Annotated in this window: 23 protein-coding genes and 1 pseudogene; 15 read left to right on the forward strand and 9 right to left on the reverse strand. The window is 72.4% G+C overall.

Annotated elements, in window-relative coordinates; genetic code table 11:
* Window positions 1-104 precede the first annotated feature (104 nt).
* Both GHR20_RS14000 and GHR20_RS14005 read left to right on the forward strand, forming a co-directional pair.
* On the forward strand, window positions 105-929 hold the full coding sequence (locus GHR20_RS14000; protein WP_111586480.1) for a purine-nucleoside phosphorylase: 825 nt from the start codon (window positions 105-107) through the stop codon (window positions 927-929).
* Window positions 930-1,586: 657 nt separating this feature from the next.
* On the forward strand, window positions 1,587-3,230 hold the full coding sequence (locus GHR20_RS14005) for a phospho-sugar mutase (protein WP_153813353.1): 1,644 nt from the start codon (window positions 1,587-1,589) through the stop codon (window positions 3,228-3,230).
* Window positions 3,231-3,383: 153 nt separating this feature from the next.
* Here the strand turns inward: GHR20_RS14005 and GHR20_RS14010 are convergent, their stop codons facing one another.
* Window positions 3,384-4,076, reverse strand: coding sequence for a PH domain-containing protein (locus GHR20_RS14010; RefSeq protein ID WP_153813354.1), 693 nt, complete (start codon window positions 4,074-4,076; stop codon window positions 3,384-3,386).
* Window positions 4,077-4,232: 156 nt separating this feature from the next.
* Between GHR20_RS14010 and deoC the strand changes: the two genes are divergently transcribed.
* From deoC to GHR20_RS14025, 3 genes are read left to right on the forward strand one after another with little or no spacing between them, the layout of a single operon-like run.
* Window positions 4,233-5,192 carry a deoxyribose-phosphate aldolase gene (deoC, locus tag GHR20_RS14015; RefSeq protein WP_153815976.1) on the forward strand — a complete coding sequence of 320 codons (960 nt, stop codon included), beginning with the start codon at window positions 4,233-4,235 and terminating at the stop codon, window positions 5,190-5,192.
* 5 nt (window positions 5,193-5,197) lie between these two features.
* A complete protein-coding gene (locus GHR20_RS14020) occupies window positions 5,198-6,640 on the forward strand; it encodes an aldehyde dehydrogenase family protein (RefSeq protein WP_111586477.1) in 1,443 nt (480 codons plus the stop codon).
* The gene (locus GHR20_RS14025; protein ID WP_153813355.1) at window positions 6,633-7,520 is read left to right on the forward strand and encodes an aldehyde dehydrogenase family protein; all 888 of its coding nucleotides are present in this window, start codon (window positions 6,633-6,635) and stop codon (window positions 7,518-7,520) included. The genes GHR20_RS14020 and GHR20_RS14025 overlap by 8 nt, the downstream gene beginning before the upstream one ends.
* 123 nt (window positions 7,521-7,643) lie before the next feature.
* Here GHR20_RS14025 and GHR20_RS14030 read toward each other — a convergent pair whose 3' ends face one another.
* Entirely contained in the window at window positions 7,644-8,048 is a 405-nt protein-coding gene (locus GHR20_RS14030; RefSeq protein ID WP_111586475.1) for a hypothetical protein, read from the reverse strand.
* Window positions 8,049-8,175: 127 nt separating this feature from the next.
* Here GHR20_RS14030 and GHR20_RS14035 point away from each other — a divergent pair, with 127 nt between their 5' ends.
* On the forward strand, window positions 8,176-8,829 hold the full coding sequence (locus GHR20_RS14035) for a uridine kinase (RefSeq protein ID WP_153813356.1): 654 nt from the start codon (window positions 8,176-8,178) through the stop codon (window positions 8,827-8,829).
* 318 nt (window positions 8,830-9,147) lie between these two features.
* Here the strand turns inward: GHR20_RS14035 and GHR20_RS14040 are convergent, their stop codons facing one another.
* On the reverse strand, window positions 9,148-9,936 hold the full coding sequence (locus GHR20_RS14040; protein ID WP_153813357.1) for a SigE family RNA polymerase sigma factor: 789 nt from the start codon (window positions 9,934-9,936) through the stop codon (window positions 9,148-9,150).
* A 385-nt stretch (window positions 9,937-10,321) separates the two neighbouring features.
* Here GHR20_RS14040 and afsQ1 point away from each other — a divergent pair, with 385 nt between their 5' ends.
* From afsQ1 to GHR20_RS14065, 5 genes are all read left to right on the forward strand, one after another.
* Window positions 10,322-10,999, forward strand: a complete 678-nt coding sequence (gene afsQ1, locus GHR20_RS14045; RefSeq protein WP_086809919.1) for a two-component system response regulator AfsQ1 — start codon at window positions 10,322-10,324, stop codon at window positions 10,997-10,999.
* Window positions 10,996-12,597, forward strand: a complete 1,602-nt coding sequence (locus GHR20_RS14050; protein ID WP_153813358.1) for a HAMP domain-containing sensor histidine kinase — start codon at window positions 10,996-10,998, stop codon at window positions 12,595-12,597. The genes afsQ1 and GHR20_RS14050 overlap by 4 nt, the downstream gene beginning before the upstream one ends.
* Window positions 12,594-13,217: a hypothetical protein gene (locus tag GHR20_RS14055; protein WP_153813359.1), complete on the forward strand. Its 624-nt coding sequence runs from the start codon at window positions 12,594-12,596 to the stop codon at window positions 13,215-13,217. The genes GHR20_RS14050 and GHR20_RS14055 overlap by 4 nt, the downstream gene beginning before the upstream one ends.
* Before the next feature lie 299 nt (window positions 13,218-13,516).
* Window positions 13,517-14,080, forward strand: a complete 564-nt coding sequence (locus GHR20_RS14060) for a VanZ family protein (protein ID WP_241670894.1) — start codon at window positions 13,517-13,519, stop codon at window positions 14,078-14,080.
* 88 nt (window positions 14,081-14,168) lie between these two features.
* Window positions 14,169-14,372, forward strand: a complete 204-nt coding sequence (locus GHR20_RS14065) for a PspC domain-containing protein (RefSeq protein ID WP_153813360.1) — start codon at window positions 14,169-14,171, stop codon at window positions 14,370-14,372.
* A 65-nt stretch (window positions 14,373-14,437) separates the two neighbouring features.
* Here GHR20_RS14065 and GHR20_RS14070 read toward each other — a convergent pair whose 3' ends face one another.
* Both GHR20_RS14070 and GHR20_RS14075 read right to left on the reverse strand, forming a co-directional pair.
* Complete coding sequence (locus GHR20_RS14070) at window positions 14,438-14,746, reverse strand: ATP-binding protein (protein WP_153813361.1); 309 nt, start codon at window positions 14,744-14,746, stop codon at window positions 14,438-14,440.
* A gap of 143 nt (window positions 14,747-14,889) precedes the next feature.
* Complete coding sequence (locus GHR20_RS14075; protein WP_153813362.1) at window positions 14,890-16,077, reverse strand: adenosine deaminase; 1,188 nt, start codon at window positions 16,075-16,077, stop codon at window positions 14,890-14,892.
* 156 nt (window positions 16,078-16,233) lie between these two features.
* Between GHR20_RS14075 and GHR20_RS14080 the strand changes: the two genes are divergently transcribed.
* Window positions 16,234-16,998, forward strand: a complete 765-nt coding sequence (locus GHR20_RS14080) for an alpha/beta hydrolase (RefSeq protein ID WP_148026650.1) — start codon at window positions 16,234-16,236, stop codon at window positions 16,996-16,998.
* A gap of 23 nt (window positions 16,999-17,021) precedes the next feature.
* Here the strand turns inward: GHR20_RS14080 and GHR20_RS14085 are convergent, their stop codons facing one another.
* Window positions 17,022-17,975, reverse strand: a complete 954-nt coding sequence (locus GHR20_RS14085; RefSeq protein ID WP_153813363.1) for a LysR family transcriptional regulator — start codon at window positions 17,973-17,975, stop codon at window positions 17,022-17,024.
* 62 nt (window positions 17,976-18,037) lie between these two features.
* On the opposite strand from GHR20_RS14085, the gene GHR20_RS14090 reads away from it, so the two are divergent.
* Both GHR20_RS14090 and GHR20_RS14095 read left to right on the forward strand, forming a co-directional pair.
* On the forward strand, window positions 18,038-19,315 hold the full coding sequence (locus GHR20_RS14090; RefSeq protein ID WP_153813364.1) for an MFS transporter: 1,278 nt from the start codon (window positions 18,038-18,040) through the stop codon (window positions 19,313-19,315).
* Between the two features lie 207 nt (window positions 19,316-19,522).
* A complete protein-coding gene (locus GHR20_RS14095) occupies window positions 19,523-20,536 on the forward strand; it encodes a sigma-70 family RNA polymerase sigma factor (protein WP_153813365.1) in 1,014 nt (337 codons plus the stop codon).
* Here GHR20_RS14095 and GHR20_RS14100 read toward each other — a convergent pair.
* Window positions 20,420-20,752 (reverse strand): STAS domain-containing protein, encoded by a 333-nt coding sequence (locus tag GHR20_RS14100; RefSeq protein ID WP_243878346.1) that lies wholly within the window; start codon window positions 20,750-20,752, stop codon window positions 20,420-20,422. The genes GHR20_RS14095 and GHR20_RS14100 overlap by 117 nt on opposite strands.
* 139 nt (window positions 20,753-20,891) lie before the next feature.
* On the opposite strand from GHR20_RS14100, the gene GHR20_RS14105 reads away from it, so the two are divergent.
* Window positions 20,892-21,812 (forward strand): AEC family transporter, encoded by a 921-nt coding sequence (locus tag GHR20_RS14105; protein ID WP_153813366.1) that lies wholly within the window; start codon window positions 20,892-20,894, stop codon window positions 21,810-21,812.
* 9 nt (window positions 21,813-21,821) lie between these two features.
* Here the strand turns inward: GHR20_RS14105 and GHR20_RS14110 are convergent.
* Together GHR20_RS14110 and GHR20_RS14115 are read right to left on the reverse strand one after the other, a co-directional pair.
* A pseudogene (locus tag GHR20_RS14110) lies at window positions 21,822-22,073 on the reverse strand (Uma2 family endonuclease); the annotation flags it as partial.
* A 149-nt stretch (window positions 22,074-22,222) separates the two neighbouring features.
* Complete coding sequence (locus GHR20_RS14115; RefSeq protein WP_153813367.1) at window positions 22,223-23,506, reverse strand: thymidine phosphorylase; 1,284 nt, start codon at window positions 23,504-23,506, stop codon at window positions 22,223-22,225.
* Window positions 23,507-23,564 lie beyond the last annotated feature (58 nt).

The raw sequence follows: 23,564 nt of genomic DNA on the forward strand, positions 1-23,564 counted from the left end.
AATTACCCGCGGTAATCCATCGTCGGAAACGACAAGACAACGATCCCAATCCCGTGAGGTCTGTCATCTACGCGCGTAGGCGAGAAGCGGCTACCCTCGTCCACGTGAACGCATCTCTTCTTCCGGACGACATCCAGGGCGACCCGTACGCCGCCGCCGACGCCGCCGCCGCGCGCCTGCGCGCACTGACCGGCGCCGAGACCCACGACGTCGCCCTCGTGATGGGCTCCGGCTGGGCTCCGGCCGTCGACGCCCTCGGCGCTCCCGACGCGGAGTTCCAGGTCACCGAGCTGCCGGGCTTCCCGCCGCCGGCCGTCGAGGGGCACGGCGGCAAGGTCCGCTCGTACACCTTCGGTGACAAGCGCGCCCTCGTCTTCCTGGGCCGTACCCACTACTACGAGGGCCGTGGCGTCGCCGCCGTCTCGCACGGCGTCCGTACGGCCGTCGCCGCCGGCTGCAAGACCATCGTGCTCACCAACGGGTGCGGCGGTCTGCGCGAGGGCATGCGCCCCGGCCAGCCGGTGCTGATCAGCGACCACATCAACCTCACGGCGACCTCGCCGATCGTGGGCGCGAACTTCGTCGACCTGACCGACCTGTACTCGCCGCGGCTGCGCGCCCTGTGCAAGGAGGTGGACCCCACCCTGGAGGAGGGTGTCTACGCGCAGTTCCCCGGCCCGCACTACGAGACCCCGGCCGAGATCCGCATGGCCCGTGTCATCGGCGCGGACCTGGTCGGCATGTCCACGGTCCTGGAGGCCATCGCGGCGCGCGAGGCCGGTGCCGAGGTCCTGGGCATCTCCCTGGTCACCAACCTCGCCGCGGGCATGACCGGCGAGCCCCTCAACCACGAGGAAGTCCTCCAGGCCGGCCGCGACTCCGCCGCCCGCATGGGGACGCTGCTGGCCCAGGTGCTGCGCAAGCTGTAGCCCCCGGCCGACGGTCCGGACATCGGGCGACCCGGACGCCGGGGCCCGGCCGGGCACCGGGAGCACGGGGGCTGCCGGGGCCGCGGTGGGGCGCGGCGGCCGTGGTGGGGCGCGGCGGCCACGGTGGGGCGGTGCGCGCGTGCCCCCGCCGGCGCCGGACCCCGCAGATGTCCGGCCGGCGCCGGGCGGCGTGCGTCCCGGCCCGCGTCGGACGGCCCGCGTCGGACGACCCGCGTCGGACGACCCGCGTGTCGAGTCCGGTGGCGGCTGACGGGCGTGGTCCGGACGAGGGCCGGGCGGCGCGAGTCGTCCGGCCGGGCAGCGGATCACATGCACGTTCCCGCCCGACGGCGGACCACGGGCCCGCCCCGGACGAGAGCCGGGCCGCGCGGGCCGTCCGGCCGGGCGGCGGGGCACGTGTGCATCCCGGTCGAGAGCCGGGCGGCGTGGACTGACCGGGCGGGCACCGGGTCGTGTGTACGTCCCCGCCGACGGCATCACGTCCCCGCCGGCGGCGGACGGCGTGCGCGGTCCGGACGAGCAAGGCCCGGGCCGCCCCCGGAGCCATCCCCACCGCCCCGCCCCACCCGTCACCCATCCGGCCGACCGAGTCGGGCGGGCAGGACATCGGCAAACACAGGAGAGGTTGATCCCAAGGTGCACGATCTGATCGCGCGGGCCAGCGCATGGCTCGCCGAGGACCCCGACCCGGACACCCGCGCCGAACTCGCCGAGCTGATCGAGGCCGGCGACGAGAAGGAACTGGCGGCGCGGTTCGCCGGCACCCTCCAGTTCGGCACCGCCGGCCTGCGCGGTGAACTCGGTGCCGGTCCGATGCGCATGAACCGGAACGTCGTCATCCGCGCCGCCGCCGGTCTCGCCGCGTACCTGAAGAAGAACGGCGCCCCCCACGGCGGCCCCGACGCCGGCCTCGTCGTCATCGGCTACGACGCCCGCCACAAGTCCGCCGACTTCGCCCGCGACACCGCCGCCGTGATGACCGGCGCCGGTCTGCGCGCCGCCGTACTCCCCCGCCCGCTGCCCACCCCCGTGCTCGCCTTCGCGATCCGGCACCTGGGCGCGGTCGCGGGCGTGGAGGTCACCGCGAGCCACAACCCGCCCCGGGACAACGGCTACAAGGTGTACCTGGGCGACGGCTCCCAGATCGTGCCCCCGGCCGACGCGGGCATCGCCGCCGAGATCGACGCGATCGCCTCCCTGCACGACGTACCCCGCCCGGAGTCCGGCTGGGAGACCCTGGACGACGCGGTCCTGGACGCCTATCTCGCCCGTACGGACGCCGTACTGGCCGCCGGCTCCCCCCGCACCGCCCGCACCGTCTACACCGCCATGCACGGCGTCGGCAAGGACGTCCTCCTCGCCGCCTTCGCCCGGGCCGGCTTCCCGGAGCCCGTGCTGGTCGCCGAACAGGCCGAGCCCGACCCGGACTTCCCGACCGTCGCCTTCCCCAACCCGGAGGAGCCGGGCGCGATGGACCTGGCGTTCGGCCTGGCCCGCGCGACCGATCCGGACCTGGTCATCGCCAACGACCCGGACGCCGACCGCTGCGCCGTGGCCGTCAAGGACGGCGGCGAGTGGCGGATGCTGCGCGGCGACGAGGTCGGCGCGCTGCTCGCCGCCCACCTGGTGCGCCGGGGCGTCCAGGGCACCTTCGCGGAGTCGATCGTCTCCTCCTCGCTGCTCGGCCGGATCGCCGGCAAGGCGGGGCTGCCGTACGAGGAGACGCTCACCGGCTTCAAGTGGATCGCCCGCGTCGACGGCCTGCGCTACGGCTACGAGGAGGCCCTCGGCTACTGCGTGGACCCCGAGGGCGTGCGCGACAAGGACGGCATCACCGCGGCCCTCCTGATCACCGAGCTGGCGTCCGGGCTGAAGGAGGAGGGCCGTACCCTCCTCGACCTCCTGGACGACCTCGCCGTCGAGCACGGCCTGCACGCCACCGACCAGCTGTCCGTGCGCGTCCAGGACCTCTCCCTGATCGCCGACGCGATGCGCCGCCTGCGCGAGCAGCCCCCGACGCGGCTCGCGGGCCTGGCCATCACCCGGGCGGAGGACCTGACCCGGGGCACCGAGACGCTGCCGCCGACGGACGGCCTGCGCTACACCCTGGACGGCGCCCGCGTCATCGTCCGGCCCAGCGGCACCGAGCCGAAGCTGAAGTGCTACCTGGAGGTCGTCGTACCGGTTCCGGACCGCGCGGACCTCCCGGCGGCGCACGCCCGCGCGAAGGAGCTCCTGGAGGCCGTCAAGCGCGACCTCTCCGCGGCCGCCGGCATCTGAAACCGCCGCGGCCACCGGAAGACACCGGAAACGCGGCCACCGGAAATCACCGGAAAAGCGAGGGGCACCCCCCCCGGATCGGTCCCGATCCCAGGGGGCGCCCCTCGCGCGTACCGGCGCCGCGAACGCCGTACGGCCCGTACCGCCGTCTTCTCAGCCGCCGGTCGCCAGCAGGATCACCAGCAGTACGGCGCCCGCCAGCGTCGGCGCCGCCACCTCGTAGGCCCAGCGGATCGTCGTACCGCCCTGGGCGGGCTCCTCGTTCCCGCGCCGGTCCAGGAGGTCGCGCAGGTCGTCCATGACCTTGTCGCTCTCCGCGCGGCTCGGCCCGTCGCCCCCGGCGCCGAGAGTGCCGAAGCCGACGCCCCGGGCGCCGATCCCGCCGCCGAGCCCCGCGCTGCCCGTCGCCGACCGCCGTGCCGCGGCCGCCGCCCGCCGCTCGGCCTTCTTGCGGCCGCGCAGCGACACGGGGACGGCCCACAGCTGGTACTTGGCGCCGGACTTGGTGCGCACCTCGTTGGTGAAGCTGGAGCGCAGCGCCTCCACCTCGGTCCACGGCACGGTGATCACCCGGTACGGGTTGCGGATCCGCAGCCGGTCCTCGTTGGCGAACACGGCAGGGCGCAGCGTGAAGGCGATCACCAGCGGCAGCACCAGGATCATCGAGGCCAGCGCGAGCCACGGGGTGCGGCCGTGGCCCTTGAACAGCGCGTCGAAGCCCAGCCAGGCGACGACCGCGAGCAGCAGCGCGCCGCCCGCGAGCCCCATGGGCGAGCGGTAGATCCGGTCCTTCACGGCGGGTACCGGAGGCTGCGACGCGGGTGGCTTGTTGTCCGGGGTCGTCATGGCCCGATTGTGCATGACGCCGCGGCGGGCGCCGCCATGTGCCCCGGCACCCGTATCCATCCGTGATCTTCCGGGCTCCGCACGGACCGGAGAGACCCGGAATCCGCCCCGGGGGTGTACAGCAGCTACGCGCGTAGATATGCTCGTCTGGTGACCATGCCCACCACCGCACCCCCCGCACATGCGCTCGCCGACGTCACCGCGTCCGACAGCACGCTGCGCCGCTTCCTGCACGGGCTGCCCGGCGTCGACGCGGTCGGCCTGGAGGCGCGCGCCGCGTCGCTCGGCACCCGTTCCATCAAGACCACCGCGAAGGCGTACGCCATCGACCTCGCCATCTCGATGGTCGACCTGACGACGCTGGAAGGCGCGGACACCCCGGGCAAGGTCCGGGCGCTCGGCGCCAAGGCGGTCCACCCCGACCCGACCGACCGCACCGCCCCGACCACGGCCGCGGTCTGCGTCTACCCGGACATGGTGGCCGTCGCCAAGGAGGCCGTCGCCGGCTCCCACGTCAAGGTCGCCTCGGTCGCCACCGCCTTCCCGGCCGGCCGCGCCGCCCTCGAGGTGAAGCTGGCCGACGTGCGGGACGCCGTCGCCGCGGGCGCCGACGAGATCGACATGGTCATCGACCGCGGCGCGTTCCTCGCGGGCAAGTACCTGAAGGTGTACGACGAGATCGTCGCCGTCAAGGAAGCCTGCGGGACGAGCGCCCGGCTGAAGGTCATCTTCGAGACCGGCGAGCTGTCGACGTACGACAACATCCGCCGCGCCTCCTGGCTCGGCATGATCGCCGGCGCCGACTTCATCAAGACCTCGACGGGCAAGGTCGCCGTCAACGCGACGCCCGCCAACACCCTGCTGATGCTGGAGGCGGTGCGCGACTTCCGCGCCCAGACCGGCATCCAGGTCGGCGTGAAGCCGGCCGGCGGCATCCGCACGACCAAGGACGCCGTCAAGTTCCTCGTCCTGGTCAACGAGACGGCGGGCCAGGACTGGCTGGACAACCACTGGTTCCGCTTCGGCGCCTCCTCGCTGCTGAACGACCTGCTGATGCAGCGTCAGAAGCTGGCCACCGGCCGTTACTCCGGCCCCGACTACGTGACGGTGGACTGATCACCATGGCATCCGCATCCGCATTCGAGTACGCACCCGCGCCCGAGTCCCGCTCGGTCGTCGACCTCGCGCCGTCCTACGGCCTGTTCATCGACGGCGAGTTCACCGACGCCACCGGCGGCAAGGTCTTCAAGACCGTCTCGCCGTCCACCGAAGAGGTGCTGTCGGAGGTCGCCGAAGCCTCCGAGGAGGACGTCGACCGCGCCGTGAAGGCCGCCCGCAGGGCCTTCGAGAAGTGGTCCGCGCTGCCCGGCGCCGAGCGCGCCAAGTACCTGTTCCGCATCGCCCGGATCATCCAGGAGCGCAGCCGCGAACTGGCCGTCCTGGAGACGCTGGACAACGGCAAGCCGATCAAGGAGACCCGCGACGCGGACCTCCCCCTGGTCGCGGCCCACTTCTTCTACTACGCGGGCTGGGCCGACAAGCTCGACCACGCGGGCTTCGGCGCCGAGCCGCGGCCGCTGGGCGTGGCCGGCCAGGTCATCCCGTGGAACTTCCCGCTGCTGATGCTGGCCTGGAAGATCGCCCCGGCGCTCGCGACCGGCAACACGGTCGTCCTGAAGCCCGCCGAGACCACCCCGCTGTCCGCCCTGTTCTTCGCGGACATCTGCCGCCAGGCGGGCCTGCCCAAGGGCGTCGTCAACATCGTGACCGGTGACGGCCGTACCGGCGCCGCCCTGGTCGCGCACCCGGACGTGAACAAGGTCGCGTTCACCGGCTCGACGGCGGTCGGCAAGGCGATCGCGCGGACCGTGGCCGGCACGCGCAAGAAGCTCACCCTCGAACTCGGCGGCAAGGGCGCGAACATCGTCTTCGACGACGCCCCGATCGACCAGGCTGTCGAGGGCATCGTGAACGGCATCTTCTTCAACCAGGGCCAGGTCTGCTGCGCCGGCTCGCGGCTGATCGTCCAGGAGTCGATCCAGGACGAGCTGCTGGACGCGCTGAAGCGCCGCCTGTCCACGCTGCGCCTGGGCGACCCGCTGGACAAGAACACCGACATCGGCGCGATCAACTCCGCGGAGCAGCTGGCCCGGATCACCGCGCTGGCCGACGCGGGCGAGGCGGAGGGCGCCGAGCGCTGGTCCCCCGCCTGCGAACTGCCGGACGCCGGCTACTGGTTCGCGCCGACGCTCTTCACGAACGTCACCCAGGCCCACACCATCGCCCGCGAGGAGATCTTCGGCCCGGTGCTGTCGGTCCTCTCCTTCCGCACCCCGGACGAGGCGGTCGCCAAGGCGAACAACACGCAGTACGGCCTGTCGGCGGGCATCTGGTCCGAGAAGGGCTCCCGCATCCTGGCCGTCGCGAGCAAGCTGCGCGCCGGTGTCGTCTGGTCCAACACGTTCAACAAGTTCGACCCCACCTCGCCGTTCGGCGGCTACAAGGAGTCGGGCTTCGGCCGCGAGGGCGGTCGCCACGGCCTGGAGGCGTACCTCGATGTCTGACGCACGACTTTCCGTCTTCAAGACCTACAAGCTGTACGTGGGCGGCAAGTTCCCGCGTTCCGAGAGCGGCCGGGTGTACGAGGTGACGGACCCGAAGAACAACTGGCTGGCCAACGCACCGCTGTCCTCCCGCAAGGACGCCCGGGACGCGGTGGTCGCGGCCCGCAAGGCGTTCGGCGGCTGGTCCGGCGCGACCGCGTACAACCGCGGTCAGGTCCTGTACCGGGTCGCGGAGATGCTGGAGGGCCGCCGCGAGCAGTTCGTGCGCGAGGTGGCCGAGGCGGAGGGCCTGTCGAAGTCCAAGGCCGCCGCCGTCGTGGACGCCGCGATCGACCGCTGGGTCTGGTACGCCGGCTGGACCGACAAGATCGCCCAGGTGGTCGGCGGCGCGAACCCGGTCGCGGGCCCGTTCTTCAACCTCTCCTCGCCGGAGCCGACGGGCGTGGTCGCCGTACTGGCCCCCCAGGAGTCGTCGTTCCTCGGCCTGGTCTCGGTCCTCGCCCCGGTGATCGCCACCGGCAACACGGCCGTCGTCATCGCCGCCGAGAAGGCCCCGCTCCCGGCGCTCTCCCTCGCCGAGGTGCTGGACACGTCCGACGTCCCGGGCGGCGTGGTGAACATCCTCTCCGGCCGCCCGTCCGAGATCGCCCCCTCGCTGGCCGCGCACCAGGACGTGAACGCGATCGATCTCGCGGGCGCGGACGAGGAGTTGGCCAAGGAACTGGAGATCGCCGCCGCCGACAACCTGAAGCGCGTCCTGCGCCCCCGGGACGTCGACTTCACGGCGACCCCCGGCACCGAACGCCTGACGGCCTTCCTGGAGACGAAGACCGTGTGGCACACGACGGGCGCACTGGGCGCCGCGGGTTCGTCGTACTGACGGACTGGTGACGGACTACCGACTGGCTGCTGACGGGGTCCGCGCGGGGAACCGTCGCCGTCGGCCGGGTGCGGGTCGCACTCGGCCGATCGCGCGGTTCCCCGCGCCCCGTTGCAAGGCGCCCTAGTGGCTCAGCCCCGACAGCACCTGGCCCACCACCGGGAGGCTGCCCAGGGACTGGGCCTCGGCGATCGGGGCGGTCAGCATCTGGGAGCCCACCGGCTTGAAGTCGGCGATCTGGGTGCCCACTCCGTTGTCGAGGGGGTCGACGCCGGTGCCCGCGAGGGGGTTGGGCTTGAGGCCGGCGACCGGGCCGGTGACGTAGCCGAGCGTGCCGGTGAGGACCGTGAGGCCCGCCTGGGGGTCGATGTTGCCCAGGGAGGTCGGCCGCCACGGCACGTGCACGAGCGGTGCGCCCGTGTCCGCGTGGGCCGTCGCCGCGCCCGCGCCCAGCGCCGCGCCGGCGGTCACGAGGGCGAACAGGGCACGGCGCGCGGTGGGGTGCTGGGGCTTGCTGTGTCGGGCCATCGCTGGTGCCACCTTCTGGTGCGCAGGGTAATGATGTCGCGACACAGGGTAGTTGAGAAGTGACCCGCGCTTCAAAAGCGAACCGCGGGGTCGGCAGGTGCCACGCCATGCGTCAAACTGGTGTTCCGTGAGCATTCATCCCCCGCCCCCCGCCCGTGTCGTGCTGCTGTGCGGCCCCTCGGGTTCGGGCAAGTCCCTGGTCGCCGCCCGTTCCGGGCTGCCCGTCCTGCGCCTGGACGACTTCTACAAAGAGGCCGACGACCCGACTCTGCCTCTGGTGGAGGGGAGTTCGGACATCGACTGGGACCACCCGGAATCCTGGGACGCGCAGGTCGCGCTCGACGCCATCAGCCGCCTGTGCGCCACGGGTTCGACGCCGGTGCCGGTGTACGACATCTCGCTCAGCGCCCGTACCGGCGAGGAGACGCTGCGGCTGGACCGTACACCCCTGTTCATCGCGGAGGGCATCTTCGCCGCGGAGATCGTCGAACGCTGCCGGGAACTCGGCGTCCTCGCCGACGCGCTCTGCCTGAACCGCGGCGCGGTCACCACCTTCCGGCGGCGCTTCGTGCGCGACCTGAAGGAGGGCCGCAAGTCGGTGCCGTTCCTGCTGCGCCGCGGCTGGCGGCTGATGCGCGCCGAGCGCACGATCGTCGCCCGCCAGGTGGCCCTGGGGGCCTACCCGTGCGACCGGGACGAGGCCCTGCGCCGGCTCACGGTCGCCGAGTGGGCCGGCAAGTACACCACCGCCGGGCGACGGCACCGGGAAGCGGGACGGTAGAGCGCGGGGAACGGCGAAGGGGAACGGCAAAGAGGGGCCGCCCGGACCCCCCGGTCCGATCAGCCCCTCTCCGGTTCCTCCCCCGTGATTCCCCGCTTTCCCCCGTATCCCCCTGATTCCCCCGTCGCTCCTCCCCCATGAGCCGACGGACCGACGGGCCACGGGCCACCACCCCCACAGCGGCTACCCCGTGCTCCCCGTCGCCCCGTACTCCCCCGTCGTTCCCCCGTCGTTCCCCCGTGCTTTCCGAGCCGCCCCCAGCGGCCCGGGTCCCCGTTCCCCGTGTTCCCCCTACGTCCCCCGTGCTTCCCCCGTACCTCAGGCGACCAGTTCGCCGAAGGCGTTCTCCTCGTCACGGCCGAAGCTGAGGACCTCGTCCTCGCGCAGCCGGCGCAGCGAGCGCCAGATGCTGGACTTCACCGTGCCGACACTGATGTTGAGTATGTCCGCGATCTCCGGGTCCGTACGGCCCTCGTAGTAGCGCAGGACCAGCATGGTGCGCTGGAGCTCGGGCAGCCGCGCCAGCGCCTGCCACAGGACCGCGCGCAGCTCGGTGCCGCGCATCGCGTCCGTCTCGCCGGGCGTCTCGGGCAGTTCCTCGGTCGGGTACTCGTTGAGCTTGCGCCGCCGCCAGGCGCTGATGTGCAGGTTCGTCATCGTGCGCCGCAGGTAGCCGCCGACGGCCGCCTTGTCGCTGATCCGCTCCCACGCCCGGTAGGTCGAGAACAGCGCGCTCTGGAGCAGGTCCTCGGCCTCGAAACGGTCGCCGGTCAGGTGGTAGGCGGTGGCGTACAGGGAGGCGCGGCGCTCCCGGACGTAGGCGGTGAACTCCGCCTCCGTCAGCGAGCGACGCTCCCCCGTGCCCTCCTTGTACGCGCTTCCCCCGTGCGTGTCCCCCGTGCGCGCGTCGATCACCGACATGTAGGGCTGCTGCCCGTACCCGCCGTGCTGACGCCCGGCACCGCGAGCACACCCCCGTGCTCCCCCGCGCTCGAACGCACTCGCGCGGGAGGTACCCCCATCGGCACCGGACTTCTCCGACCCCCGGTGCACGTCGTGCAGACGCGTGACCACTGCGCTGGTGCTGATGCTGTGCAGCGTGTTCATCTCGCGCTCCCCGTCGTGGACTTCCGGTGCTTCTGTCCTGCTCCGGGTCTTCACCCGGCCGTACTCCGGGTCTTCACCCGGTCCTGCTCCGGGCCTTCGCCCGGTCGTGCTCCGGGCCGTTCCGGCCAGTTCGGCCGGATCCGGCTGCTCGCCGTGCCCGTGACGAAAAGCCTGCCGGGGTGACTTCATCGGTGTGTCCCCCGACTGTCACAGACCTGTCACAGGGCCCCCGGCCCTCGGCGCCGTCACAGGAAGTGCCCAGCCGGTCGCGCTAGCGCGGACAGGGGGCAGGGGGGTGACGGTGGTGCGGGGCAGGTCGTGGGGATACTGCGGGGCTGTGGCCGACAGGTCGTACGACAGCCCGTCCATGGGCCAGAATGAGCGGGTGCCTTCCCTGTTGCTGATCGAGGACGACGACGCCATCCGGACGGCCCTGGAGCTCTCACTGACGCGCCAGGGACACCGTGTGGCCACCGCTGCCAGCGGCGAGGACGGTCTGAAGCTGCTGCGCGAGCAGCGGCCGGACCTGATCGTGCTGGACGTGATGCTGCCCGGTATCGACGGGTTCGAGGTGTGCCGGCGCATCCGGCGCACGGACCAGTTGCCGATCATCCTGCTGACCGCGCGCAGCGACGACATCGACGTGGTCGTCGGGCTGGAGTCCGGCGCCGACGACTATGTGGTCAAACCGGTCCAGGGCCGGGTGCTGGACGCCCGGATCCGGGCCGTGCTGCGGCGCGGCGAGCGCGAGTCCAGCGACTCGGCGAGCTTCGGCAGCCTGGTCATCGACCGCTCGGCGATGACCGTGACGAAGAACGGCGAAGACCTCCAGCTCACCCCGACCGAGCTGCGGCTGCTGCTGGAGCTGAGCCGGCGGCCCGGCCAGGCGCTGTCCCGCCAGCAGCTGCTGCGGCTGGTGTGGGAGCACGACTACCTGGGTGACTCCCGCCTGGTGGACGCGTGTGTGCAGCGGCTGCGCGCCAAGGTGGAGGACGTGCCCTCGTCCCCGACCCTGATCCGTACGGTCCGTGGTGTCGGCTACCGCCTGGATACTCCTTCGTGAGCGATACGCGAGGGGGGCCGCGCGGCTGGTCCGCGGGGCGCAAGGGGGGTCTGTCCCGGCTCAGGTTCACCAGTCTGCGGCTGCGGCTGGTCGTCGTCTTCGGCCTGGTCGCGCTCACCGCCGCGGTGTCGGCGTCGGGCATCGCCTACTGGCTGAACCGCGAGGCGGTGCTCACCCGCGCCCAGGACGCGGTGCTGCGCGACTTCCGCCAGGAGATGCAGAACCGCGCGGGCGCGCTGCCCGTCCATCCGACCCAGGACGAACTCCAGCGCACCGCCGGGCAGATGGCGTCCAGCAGCCAGAGCTTCAGCGTGCTCCTGGTCGGCCAGGACGCGCACGGCAAGACGGTGTACGGCAACTCCGGTGGCATCAACGGGTTCTCCCTGGAGGACGTGCCCGCGTCGTTGCGTACGGCGGTGGGCCGGCAGCAGGAGACCAGCGACACCGACAAGCAGTCGTACCACCTGTACTGGCAGCGCGTCGTGGAGCACGGCACGCCGTTCCTGGTCGCCGGTACGCGGGTGATCGGCGGCGGTCCGACCGGCTACATGGCGAAGTCCCTGGAGCCGGAGGCGAAGGATCTCGACTCGCTGGCCTGGTCGTTGGGCATCGCCACCGGCCTCGCGCTGATCGGCGCGGCGCTGCTCGCGCAGGCCGCCGCCACGACCGTGCTGAAGCCGGTGCACCGCCTCGGCGTCGCCGCCCGCCGCCTCGGCGAGGGCAGGCTGGACACCCGGCTGCGGGTGTCCGGGACGGACGAACTCGCCGATCTCTCCCGGACGTTCAACAACGCGGCGGAGGCGCTGGAGAAGCGGGTCGCGGACATGGCCGCGCGGGACGACGCCTCCCGGCGCTTCGTCGCCGACATGAGTCATGAGCTGCGGACGCCGCTCACCGCCATCACCGCCGTGACGGAGGTGCTGGAGGAGGAGCTGGACGCGGACGCGGGCAGCATGGACCCGATGATCGAGCCCGCCGTCCGCCTGGTCGTCAGCGAGACGCGCCGCCTGAACACCCTGGTCGAGAACCTCATGGAGGTCACCCGCTTCGACGCGGGCACCGCCCGGCTGGTCCTGGACGACGTGGACGTCGCCGACCAGATCACCGCCTGCATCGACGCCCGGGCCTGGCTGGACGCGGTGGAGCTGGACGCCGCGCGCGGCATCCACGCCCGCCTCGACCCGCGCCGGCTCGACGTGATCCTGGCCAACCTGATCGGCAACGCCCTCAAGCACGGCGGCTCGCCGGTCCGGGTCGCGGTGCGCGAGGCGTCCGACTCGGTGGTCATCCAGGTCCGCGACCACGGCCCCGGCATCCCCGAGGACGTCCTGCCGCACGTCTTCGACCGCTTCTACAAGGCCAGCGCCTCGCGCCCCCGTTCGGAGGGCAGTGGCCTCGGCCTGTCCATCGCCATGGAGAACGCGCACATCCACGGCGGCGAGATCACGGCCGCCAACTCCCCCGAGGGCGGAGCGGTGTTCACCCTCCGATTGCCCCGGGACGCGTCGGAGCTGACGGAGGAACCGGACGAAGACGGCGGGAAGGATGCGAAGAAGGACGGCGACGGCAGCACGACGCGGGGGAAGGAGGGGCGATGACGACGGTACGACGACCACGACACGGGCGCCGCTGGCTCGCCCTGCCCCTCCTGGGCGCCCTGCTCACCGGCTGCGGCATCCGCGCCACCCAGGTGCCGACCGACTTCGGCCCGGCGCCCTCACGGGTCCCGTGCTCCCTGACGGGCTCGGGCCAGGCGACGCAGCAGGGCGTTCCCGTCCAGGTCTTCCTGCTGTGCGGGGCGTCCCTGGTGACCATGGACCGCACGGTACGGGTCCCGGAGGGCACCCCTGACGCCCGCCGCCGGGTGATGGTGGCCCAGGGCCTGCTGGACCAGCTGGCCACGGCCCCCTCCTCGGCGGAGCGTTCCGCGGGCTACGCCACCTACGTGCCGGGCGGCCTGACCGTCTCCGGGCCCGCCCCGCACGACCCCGAGGACACCCTCCGCCTGAGCACCCCGCCCTCCCGCCTCCCCGCGTCCGCCCTGGCCCAACTGGTCTGCACCCTCTCGGACTCGGCCGCGACGGAGGGCGACGGCTCCGTCATCCTGGGCGGCCCCGCCCCCGCCCCGCTACGCCGCTACGCCTGCACGGACGACGTCCGCAACCACCCGGCCACAACAGCCCCACCGACGAGCGCGGTCCCGGAGGGAAGGGGCTAGGCCGACCCGACCGGGCTCGCCCCTGTCGTGCTCACCGAAGGCGTTCGGCGGCGGCGCCTGCGTCGAGGTCACCGGCCGCGTCCCCGGTGCCGTACCCGTCCGGGGGGGGCAAAGTGACGGCCCGGTGCCGGGGGGAATCGGCGTGGGGGGAGTTCATCGGCGCCGTGGCCCGGCTCAAGGCGGCGGGGCGCTTCATGCGGCGCGCGGCGCGGCCCTTTCTTCGACTCGACCGGACGTTCGAGGACCGGCTCACATCCGGATGCGGAACCGATCGTACGAACCCGCGCGTCTTGGGGGGCGTGCAGGGTCAAGAGGACTTCGGCGGCGTCGCCGCCATCCGCGTCCGGACGGCAGGGGGCATCCTCCTCCTCGCCGACATCGTCTTCGTCGCCTGGCTGATGCTGCGGCCACTGGACGTGCCCTGGGTGACACCGCCCAACCTGCACCCCCTGGCCGGTATCCGCGCCGACCTGGCGCTCGGGTGGCCGGGCGCGGTGAAGCCGCTCGGTGAGGGGCTCGCGCTGCTCGCGCCGCTCGGGGTGCTGCTGCCGATGGCGCACGGACGGCTCACCGTCTCCCCGCTCGCCTCGCTGCTGCGCACCGCCGCCGCGGTCTGCCTGATCTCGCTCGGCATCGCCCTGCTGCAGACCGGGGTGCCGGGCCGGGTGGTGGACGTCGACTCGCTGCTGCTGAACACGGCCGGGGCGATCCTGGCCCATCTGCTCGTCGTACCGGCGGCCCGTGCGCGTCTGCGCAGGTGGGAGCGGGTGCACGAGGGTCTGGAGGCGGAGCCGGTCAGCTTTCAGGAGGGGCTTTCTCAGGGGCGGACCCCGACGATTCCCAGGGTCGGAATCGCTCCTTAGAGTGACGCTTCATCCCCTTCGTGTCCGTATCGTCGTAGACAGCTGATCGAGCAGACCGACGATCAGGCCGACGACCACGGAGGAAACCATGACCGCCCTTGCCCGACCCACCCACGGCCGCATGATCGGCGGAGTGTGCGCGGGCCTGGCCCGCCGCTTCGGTACCTCCGCCACCACGATGCGCGTGATCTTCGTGCTGTCCTGTCTGCTGCCGGGTCCTCAGTTCCTGCTCTACATAGCCCTGTGGATCCTGCTGCCGTCCGAGGACAAGGCCCGCGTCGGCAACTGGTGACGCACCGCGCCGCCGGGGCGCTCCGGTCGGAGCCGGAACACCGCGGCGGCGTCGGGGTGGTGGCGTCAGCCGAGCGGGATCCCGTTGACGCCCATGCCGTGGGTGGGCAGGCCCGTGCTGCCGAGCGGCAGTCCGCCGAGCAGCCCGGTCGGCCCCTGCGCGAGCACACGCTGCACGGCCGGCTTCGCGGCGGCCACGCCGGAGGCCACGGCGCCCTGCCCCTGGGTGAGCCCCTCGACGGTCCCCGGCAGCGCCTTGGCGACCTGCGTGGCGTCGGGAGCGGCGGGGGCCGCGTTGGCGGCGCCCGCGCCGACGGCGGCGAAGGCGGCACCGAGGGCGGCGACACCGAGGGTCTTGACGGCAGACTGCTTCATGGTGAATGCGTCCTTGAATGCGGAGACGGAAAACTTCAGGAGCGGTCCATGACCGTAAACGCGCCGCACCCCGACCCGCAATCACCAAAATGCGGACGCCTCGCGAAAGCGCGTCCGCATTCCGTACCGCGAGCGGCGTCAGCTCACCCCCCGGAACTCACAGAACCGCTGGTGGGAGGCGTGTGGCGAAACAGCCATTCGGATTTCAGTTCGGCGTATCCGGGCTTGATGACGTCATTGATCATCGCAAGACGTTCATCGAAAGGAATGAACGCTGATTTCATCCCATTGACAGAGAACCATTGAAGGTCGTCGAGCGTATAACCGAACGCGTCGACAAGATGCTCGAACTCCTGGCTCATGCTGGTGTGCGACATAAGACGATTGTCGGTATTAACCGTGGCCCGGAACAGCAGCTTGCGCAGCAGTCCGATCGGATGCTCGGCGTAGGAGGACGCGGCCCCCGTCTGGAGATTGGAACTGGGGCACAGTTCCAGCGGGATCCGCTTGTCCCGGACGTAGGACGCGAGCCGCCCGAGCCGCACCGACCCGTCCGGCCCGACCTCGATGTCGTCGATGATCCGCACCCCGTGCCCGAGCCGGTCGGCGCCGCACCACTGCAACGCCTGCCAGATGGACGGCAGTCCGAAGGCTTCCCCGGCGTGGATGGTGAAGTGGTTGTTCTCGCGCTTGAGGTACTCGAAGGCGTCCAGGTGCCGGGTGGGCGGGTGCCCGGCCTCGGCGCCGGCGATGTCGAAGCCGACGACGCCGGAGTCCCGGTAGCGGTTGGCGAGTTCGGCGATCTCCAGGGAGCGGGCCGCGTGCCGCATCGCGGTGAGCAGGGCGCCGACCCGGATCCGGTGCCCGTTCTCCCGGGCGAGCCGCTCACCCTGCCGGAACCCCTCGTCGACCGCCTCGACGACCTCCTCCAGGGTCAGCCCCCGCTCCAGGTGCTGCTCGGGCGCATAGCGCACCTCGGCGTAGACCACCCCGTCCTCGGCGAGGTCCTCGGCACACTCCCGGGCGACCCGGACGAGGGCCTCCCGGGTCTGCATCACGCCGACGGTGTGCCGGAAGGTCTCCAGATAGCGTTCCAGCGACCCTGAGTCGGCGGCCTCGTGGAACCAGATCCCCAGTTTTTCGGGATCGGTCTCGGGAAGCTCCGGGTACCCGGCGTCCCGGGCGAGTTCGACGACGGTTTTGGGCCGCAGCCCGCCGTCCAGATGATCGTGCAGCAGAACCTTGGGCGCCCGGCGGATCTGGTCCGGCGTCGGTACATGCCCGGCGGCATTCGCCGGGACGGTCCCCTTCGGTGCAGTCTGGCTCGTCATTTCCGCACTGTACTGCCTACGCGCGTAGAAAGCTCCGGCCCGGTGAGCGGACGCGGCCGGACGTTTTCCGTCTGCTTTCCGTCTCCTTTACGTCGAGACCCAACGGTGACCGCGCGGACGGGTTTCGTACACCGCGGCTTCTGACACTGTTCTGTCATGGGACAGCAAGCGACGCCGGTCCGAACGGCCGGGCTGGGCAGGGCGGTCGGGACGGTACCGGACTCGGTGTGCGGGGCGGTGCTGCTGCTGCCCGGCGGGGAGGAGGTCTCCGCGCGCAGGCCGTCTCCGATGGGGACGACGGTGTTCGTGCGCTCGCTGGGCCGGCGGTTGGTCCGTACCGGAAAGGGCGAGGGGCTGGCCGTCCACACCGTCCGCTACCGGTACCGGGGCTGGAACGGCAGCGAGGCGCATCTGGCCGCCGACGCTCAATGGGCGGCGGACGAGATCGTACGGCGGTACGGGGATGTCCCGGTGTGCCTGGTCGGCGTCGGCATGGGCGGCCGGGCGGCGCTGCGCGCGGGCGGGCACGAGGCCGTCAACTCGGTGGTGGCGCTCGCCCCTTGGCTGCCCGAGGAGGACGTGGCCGCGCCCGTCGAGCCGGTGAAGCAGCTGGTGGGGCGGCGGGTGCTGATCGTGCACGGCACGAACGACGAGCGCAGCGACCCGGAGCTGTCGTTCCGGCTCGCGGCGCGGGCGAAGAAGGTGAACCGGGAGGTGTGCCGGTTCGAGGTGCACTCCGACGGACACCGGCTGCACGGCCACCGGGACGAAGTGGAGTGCCTGGCCGCCGACTTCATGCGGGGCGCGCTGTTCGGGCACCCGGTGTCCCGGCCGGTCGAGGACGCGCTGGCGGCGCCGCCGCCGATCGGGCTGCGGATGCCGCTGGCGGTGGGGTTCGGCACGTCGCTGCGGCGGCGGTGAACCAGCTGGCCCCGTAAGGGGGTTCAGGAGAGGAGCAGGTTGCCGCGCCGCGACAGCAGGAACTTCTTGAAGGCGGCGACCGGCGGGGTGTCCGGGCGGTCGGCCGGCCAGGCGACGCCGATCTCGCGCACGGCGCGGGGCGCGGTGACGGTCAGCTCCACCACGCCGGGTCTCGGCACCGTCGGCGGCGGCAGCAGCGCGACCCCGAGCCCGGCCGCGACCAGGCCGCGCAGCGTCTCGGCCTCCTCCCCCTCGAAGGCGATCCGGGGCGCGAATCCGGCCTCCCGGCACAGGGCGTCGGTGATCCGCCGCAGGCCGTAGCCGGGTTCCAGGGTCACGAAGTTCTCCTCGGCGGCCTCGGCCAGCCGGATCCGGCGGCGGCCCGCGAGCCGGTGCTCGGCGGGCACGACGAGGCGGAGCTTCTGCTCGTCCAGGCGGCGGACGACGAGGTCGGGGGCGTCCGGGACGGGCGAGGTCAGGCAGAGGTCGAGGCGGCCCGCGCGCATGCCCTCCAGCATGGCCTCGCCGTAGTTCTGGACGAGGCTGAAGCGGATGCGCGGGTGCTCGGCACGGAAGGCGCCCAGCAGTCCGGGCACGGTCTCGGCGCCCATGGTGTGCAGGAACCCGAAGGCGACCTTGCCGGTGGCGGGGTCGGCGTCGGCGCGGACCTCCTCGGCGGCGCGTTCCACCTCGCCGAGGGCGCGTTCGACGGAGGCGAGGAAGGTGCGGCCGGCGGTGGTGAGGACGAGGGTGCGGCCGCGGCGGGCGAACAGTTCCACCCCGAGGTCCTGCTCCAGGCGGGCCATCGCGCGGGAGAGGGTGGACTGGGGGACGTTCAGCTCCTGGGCGGCGCGGGTGACGTGCTCGTGGCGGGCCACGCCGGCGAAGCAGGCGAGGCGGGGCGCCAGCAACAGCGCCATGTCTTCTGTGTCACCGGATGGTGACAGGCGGGCCGCTGACCTTCGCTGATGCTCCATGGGAACGATTATGGCGATTCCATGCATTGGACGGATGAGGGGAGTGTCCCTACGGTCGAAGCATGTCTCCCGCAAGTACCGGGGCGTCCGCCACCCTGGACGCCGCGTCCCCCGTCAGCACCCCCTCCCCCGACACCCGGCTGACCCCGGGCGGCCCCGGCTACCGCCGGATGAGCTTCGCCCTCTTCCTCGCCGGGGTCGCGACCTTCGCCCTTCTCTACTCCACCCAGGCCCTGCTGCCGCTGATCTCCGACGACTTCGGGGTCGCGGCGAGCGAGGCGAGCTGGACGGTGGCGGCCGCGACCGGCGGGCTCGCGCTGTTCGTGCTGCCGATGAGCGCCCTGTCGGAGCGCTTCGGGCGTCGTACGGTGATGACGGCTTCGCTGGCGGTCGCGGTGGCCGTCGGTCTGCTGGTGCCCTTCGCGCCGTCGATCGGCGCGCTGGTCGCGCTGCGCGCGGTGCAGGGCGCGGCCCTCGCCGGGCTGCCGGCCTCGGCGCAGGCGTATCTGGCCGAGGAGGTGCGCCCGCGCGCGCTGGTCACCGCGATCGGCCTGTTCGTGGCGGGCAACAGCGTGGGCGGCATGAGCGGCCGGGTGATCACCGGCTGGGTGGCGCAGATGTGGGGCTGGCGGGTGTCGGTCGGCGTCATCGGGGTGATCGCGGTCGGGTGCGCGGTGGCGTTCCGGCTGCTGCTGCCGGCGCCGCGGCACTTCACGGCGGGCTCGCTGCGCCCGCGGGTGCTGCTCGGCACGGTCCGCACCCACCTCTCCGACCCGCTGCTGCGCCGCCTGTACGCGATCGGCGCGCTGTTCATGACGGTGTTCGGCGGTGTGTACACGGTGATCGGCTACCGCCTGACGGGCGCGCCGTTCGGACTGCCGCAGGGCATCGTGGGCTCGATCTTCCTGGTCTACCTGGTGGGCACCGTCTCGGCGTCCACGGCGGGCCGCCTGGTGGGCCGGCTCGGCCGCCGCGGCGCGCTGTACCTGGCGGGCGGTACGACGACGGCGGGCCTGCTGCTCTCCCTCGCCGCGTCCCTCCCTCTCGTCCTGCTCGGCCTGGTGCTGATCACCGCGGGCTTCTTCGCGGGTCACGCGGTCGCCTCCTCGGCCGTCAGCAAGACCGCCACCCACGGCCGCGCCCAGGCGTCCGCGCTCTACCAGTCCGCCTACTACATCGGCTCCAGCGTCGGCAGCACGGTCGGCGCCCTGGCCTTCCACGCGAACGGCTGGCCGGGCACGGTGACCGTCGGCCTGCTGGCCGTGCTGGGCGTCGTGACCATCACGGTGCTGGGCTCGCGGGCGGCACGGGTGGCGGCGCGGCCGGTCGCGGCGCACTGAGTCTCCCGCGTATCTGACGCGTCCCTGAGGGGTACGGGCCGTACGGTCCCGTGCCCCTCCGGCGCATCCAGAACCGATCACGATCGGACCCAATCCGGTCACTTTCTCGCTCCTTCTCGCTCCGGCGGTCATTGTCAGTGGGCTGCGGTAGCTTGCGACGTACTGGGCGTGAAGGCGCGTACGGGACGGCCGCAGGGTGGGTGGGCGATGGGTGAGGACACCGCGACGGCGGGGATCGATGTCGCGCTGGAGAAGCACCGGACCGAGCTGACCGGGTACTGCTACCGGATGCTCGGCTCCGCCTTCGAGGCGGAGGACGCGGTGCAGGACACCCTGGTGCGGGCCTGGCGGGGGCACGAGAGGTTCGAGGGGCGGTCCTCGCTGCGCTCGTGGCTGTACCGGATCGCGACGAACGTATGCCTGGACATGCTGACGGCGGGCGGCAAGCGGGCCCGGCCGATGGATCTGACCGACGCGACCCCGCTCGCGCGGGCGGCGCTGTCCCCGCGTCCGGACCACACCTGGCTGGAGCCGGTGCCGGACGCACGGGTGCTGCCCGCGGTGGACGATCCGGCGGAGGCGGCGGTGGCCAAGGAGTCGATCCGGCTGGCGTTCATGGCCGCGCTCCAGCAACTGCCGCCCAAGCAGCGGGCGGTGCTGATCCTGCGCGAGGTGCTGGCGTGGCGGGCGAGCGAGGTCGCCGAGCTGCTGGACACCTCGGTCGCCTCGGTCAACAGCGCGTTGCAGCGGGCGCGGGCCACGCTGGCCGAGCGGGCGGCCGCGGGCACCGCGGGCGAGGTCTGCGATCCGCTGGACGAGGAGCAGCAGAAGCTGCTGGAACGCTATGTGAAGGCGTTCGAGGGGTACGACATGGCGGCGCTGACGGCGCTGCTGCACGAGGACGCGGCCATGACGATGCCGCCGTTCGACCTCTGGCTGCGCGGCCCGGCCGACATCACCGGTTTCATGTCCACGATCGGCGCGTCCTGCGCCGGTTCCCGGCTGGTGCCGGTGCGGGCGAACGGACTGCCCGCCTTCGCGCACTACAAGCCGGACCCGGAGAACGGCGGGTTCAGCCCGTGGGCGGTGCAGGTGCTGGAGCTGTCAGAGGGCCGGATCACCGGTTTCCACTGCTTCCTCGACACCCGGCGCTGGTTCCCCCTCTTCGGGCTGCCCCTCCAGCTGGAAGCGGAGTCCCACGGCGGCGAGGAGCGCGCGTAGCGCCGGGGCGGGGGCGCGCAGCCGGATGCGGCCGCCGGAGCGGCGGGCGGCGAGATCCAGGCGGGCCAGCAGGTCCACCTGGGCGAGCCCCGGCGGTCCGAACGCGGCCGTGTCGCAGATGACGACGCGGGCGCCGGTGCGCTCCAGCGCGGACCGTACGGCGTCGCAGAGCGCCGGTGTCTCGCCGCGGCCGGCGGCCCGGGGCAGCACCAGCACGGGAGGTTCCTCGGTGTCCACACCGGGATAGACGGCCGCCGCGGGCACAACTCATCGCACCGCCGCGCCCCGCCGGAAACCACCGGCATCACATGAATCACATTGACCAACTCTTCCGCCACGCTGGAGGGTTGAGGCCGTGACGGGGGTACTGAGCGGGTTCGCGGTGATCGCGATCGTCATCGGGGTGGGCTACGTCCTCGGGCGGCGCAGCACGCTCGGCGCGCAGGGCATGGACGTACTGACCCGGCTGGCGTTCACGGTGGCCGGTCCCGCGCTGCTGTTCACCACCCTGGCCAGGGCCGACCTGTCGGTGCTCTTCTCCGCCCGCCTGCTGGTGACGGCGCTGGCCACGGCGGCGGTCTCGGCCGTGTTCGTGGCGGCGGGGGTGGTCCGCGGGTGGGGGGTCGGCCGTACGACGATCGGCGCGCTGTGCTCCGGTTACGTCAACTCGGGCAACCTCGGCATCCCGATCGCCGCGTACGTGCTGGGCGACGCGTCTTTGGTGGCGCCGGTGCTGCTCTTCCAGGTCGTCCTGGTCACGCCGATCGCGCTGACCGTCCTCGACCTGTCCGGCACGGGCGAGAAGGGCACACTCGGGCAGCGGCTGCTGACCCCGCTGCGCAATCCGATCGCGGTGGGCTCACTGTCCGGCGTGGTGGTCGCCGCGGCGGGCTGGAAGCTGCCCGGCCCGGTGATGGACCCGCTCACCCTGATCGGCAACATGTCCGTCCCCGCGGCCCTGCTGACCTTCGGCATGTCCCTGCACGGCAGCGCGGCCCCCTGGCGCGGCCGGGACCGCCAACTGGTCCTGCTCTCGGTGGCGTTGAAATCCCTGGGCCAGCCCCTGGCCGCCTGGACCCTCGCCGTCTGCCTCTTCCACCTGCACGGCGCCCCCCTCCTCGACGTCGTCGTCACCTCCGCCCTCCCCGCCGCCCAGAACCTCTTCACCTACGCCAACCGCTACCACGTCGCCCAGTCCCTGGCCCGCGAGTCGATCCTGCTGTCGACGGTGGTCTCGGTACCGGTGCTGGTGGGGGTGGCGGCGGTGCTGGGGTAAGGGTCGGCCGACCGGGAATTCGGCGGTGTCGATGGTCACGTCGAACGGCTCGGGCAGAGCGATCCGATCCCCGAACTTCACAGCGCGCGGGACTCGGTAGACGTCGCCCCGCGGTTCGCCGTACAGCGTGATCGTGGGTCCGCCCGGGGCCCAGTCGTCGATGAGGAGACAGAGCGGAACTCCCGCCTGCGCGTACCCGGCCGCCTTCTTGATCCGATCGTTCCCGGCATTCGCCCTGGAGGTGATTTCCACGACGAGTTCGTTCTTGGGGATCACCTCGTACAGGCTCCGCTGCACAAGGTCAGCGATGTCGTTGGCGATCTCCTATCGGTGCGTCACCGGTCCCGGCATGCCGAACGGGACCGGTGCAGGTCCACCGGTCCCGTTCGCCCTTATGAGGGAATCGCAGGTCAGGCGATACGTTCCAGCACCACCGGCGTCGCCGAGAACGCCGTGCCCTCGGCGGCGATGTCGTAGGAGCCCGACACGGCCTCCAGGGCGTAGTCGAAGCGCTCGGGGGTGTCCGTGTGCAAGGTCAGCAGGGGCTGGCCCGCGGTGACGGTGTCGCCCGGCTTGGCGTGGAGTTCGATGCCGGCGGCCGCCTGCACCGGGTCCTCCTTGCGGGCGCGGCCCGCGCCGAGGCGCCAGGCGCCGATGCCGATGTCGTAGGCGTCCAGGCGGGTCAGGACGCCCGAGGAGGGGGCCGTGACCACGTGCTGCTCGCGGGAGGTGGGCAGCGCCGCGTCCGGGTCGCCGCCCTGGGCCGCGATCATCCGGCGCCAGGCGTCCATCGCCGAGCCGTCGGCCAGCGCCTTCGCCGGGTCGGCGTCCTTCAGACCCGCCGCGTCCAGCATCTCCCGGGCCAGGGCGAGGGTCAGCTCGACGACGTCCACCGGGCCGCCGCCCGCGAGGACCTCCACCGACTCGCGGACCTCCAGCGCGTTGCCCGCGGTGAGGCCGAGCGGGGTGGACATGTCGGTGAGCAGCGCGACCGTGCGCACGCCGTGGTCGGTGCCCAGGCCCACCATGGTGGAGGCCAGTTCACGGGCGTCCGCCAGGTTCTTCATGAAGGCGCCGGTGCCGACCTTCACGTCCAGCACCAGCGAGCCCGTGCCCTCGGCGATCTTCTTGGACATGATGGAGGAGGCGATCAGCGGGATGGCCTCGACCGTGGCGGTGACGTCGCGCAGGGCGTAGAGCTTCTTGTCCGCGGGGGCGAGACCGTCGCCCGCCGCGCAGATCACCGCGCCGACGCCGTCGAGCACGTTCAGCATCTCCTCGTTGGAGAGCAGCGCGCGCCAGCCGGGGATGGACTCCAGCTTGTCCAGGGTGCCGCCGGTGTGGCCGAGACCCCGGCCGGACAGCTGCGGCACGGCCGCGCCGCAGGCCGCGACCAGCGGGGCCAGCGGCAGGGTGATCTTGTCGCCGACGCCGCCGGTGGAGTGCTTGTCGGCGGTCGGGCGGGACAGCGCCGAGAAGTCCATGCGCTCGCCGGAGGCGATCATGGCCGCCGTCCAGCGGGCGATCTCCCGCCGGTCCATGCCGTTGAGCAGGATCGCCATGGCGAGCGCGGACATCTGCTCGTCGGCGACCTCGCCGCGCGTGTACGCGTCGATGACCCAGTCGATCTGCGCGTCGGTCAGCTCGCCGCGGTCCCGCTTGGTGCGGATGACGGAGATGGCGTCCATGGCCATGGCTGGTGGCTTCCTTCCGGGAGGTGCAAGGAGTACGGCCCCCCTGCGCGCGGGCGCG

The organism is Streptomyces sp. SUK 48, assembly GCF_009650765.1.
Classification (GTDB): domain Bacteria; phylum Actinomycetota; class Actinomycetes; order Streptomycetales; family Streptomycetaceae; genus Streptomyces.

What these genes read in the sequence shown, in the direction of transcription:
- GHR20_RS14090 (WP_153813364.1), top strand. Translation starts at nt 18,038, where the DNA reads ATGTCTCCCGCAAGTACCGGGGCGTCCGCCACCCTGGACGCCGCGTCC.
- GHR20_RS14075 (WP_153813362.1), bottom strand. Translation starts at nt 16,077, where the DNA reads ATGACGAGCCAGACTGCACCGAAGGGGACCGTCCCGGCGAATGCCGCC.
- GHR20_RS14010 (WP_153813354.1), bottom strand. Translation starts at nt 4,076, where the DNA reads ATGACGACCCCGGACAACAAGCCACCCGCGTCGCAGCCTCCGGTACCC.
- GHR20_RS14040 (WP_153813357.1), bottom strand. Translation starts at nt 9,936, where the DNA reads ATGAACACGCTGCACAGCATCAGCACCAGCGCAGTGGTCACGCGTCTG.
- GHR20_RS14055 (WP_153813359.1), top strand. Translation starts at nt 12,594, where the DNA reads ATGACGACGGTACGACGACCACGACACGGGCGCCGCTGGCTCGCCCTG.
- GHR20_RS14025 (WP_153813355.1), top strand. Translation starts at nt 6,633, where the DNA reads ATGTCTGACGCACGACTTTCCGTCTTCAAGACCTACAAGCTGTACGTG.
- GHR20_RS14070 (WP_153813361.1), bottom strand. Translation starts at nt 14,746, where the DNA reads ATGAAGCAGTCTGCCGTCAAGACCCTCGGTGTCGCCGCCCTCGGTGCC.
- GHR20_RS14080 (WP_148026650.1), top strand. Translation starts at nt 16,234, where the DNA reads ATGGGACAGCAAGCGACGCCGGTCCGAACGGCCGGGCTGGGCAGGGCG.
- GHR20_RS14065 (WP_153813360.1), top strand. Translation starts at nt 14,169, where the DNA reads ATGACCGCCCTTGCCCGACCCACCCACGGCCGCATGATCGGCGGAGTG.
- GHR20_RS14115 (WP_153813367.1), bottom strand. Translation starts at nt 23,506, where the DNA reads ATGGCCATGGACGCCATCTCCGTCATCCGCACCAAGCGGGACCGCGGC.
- deoC (WP_153815976.1), top strand. Translation starts at nt 4,233, where the DNA reads ATGCCCACCACCGCACCCCCCGCACATGCGCTCGCCGACGTCACCGCG.
- GHR20_RS14030 (WP_111586475.1), bottom strand. Translation starts at nt 8,048, where the DNA reads ATGGCCCGACACAGCAAGCCCCAGCACCCCACCGCGCGCCGTGCCCTG.
- GHR20_RS14095 (WP_153813365.1), top strand. Translation starts at nt 19,523, where the DNA reads ATGGGTGAGGACACCGCGACGGCGGGGATCGATGTCGCGCTGGAGAAG.
- GHR20_RS14085 (WP_153813363.1), bottom strand. Translation starts at nt 17,975, where the DNA reads ATGGAGCATCAGCGAAGGTCAGCGGCCCGCCTGTCACCATCCGGTGAC.
- GHR20_RS14020 (WP_111586477.1), top strand. Translation starts at nt 5,198, where the DNA reads ATGGCATCCGCATCCGCATTCGAGTACGCACCCGCGCCCGAGTCCCGC.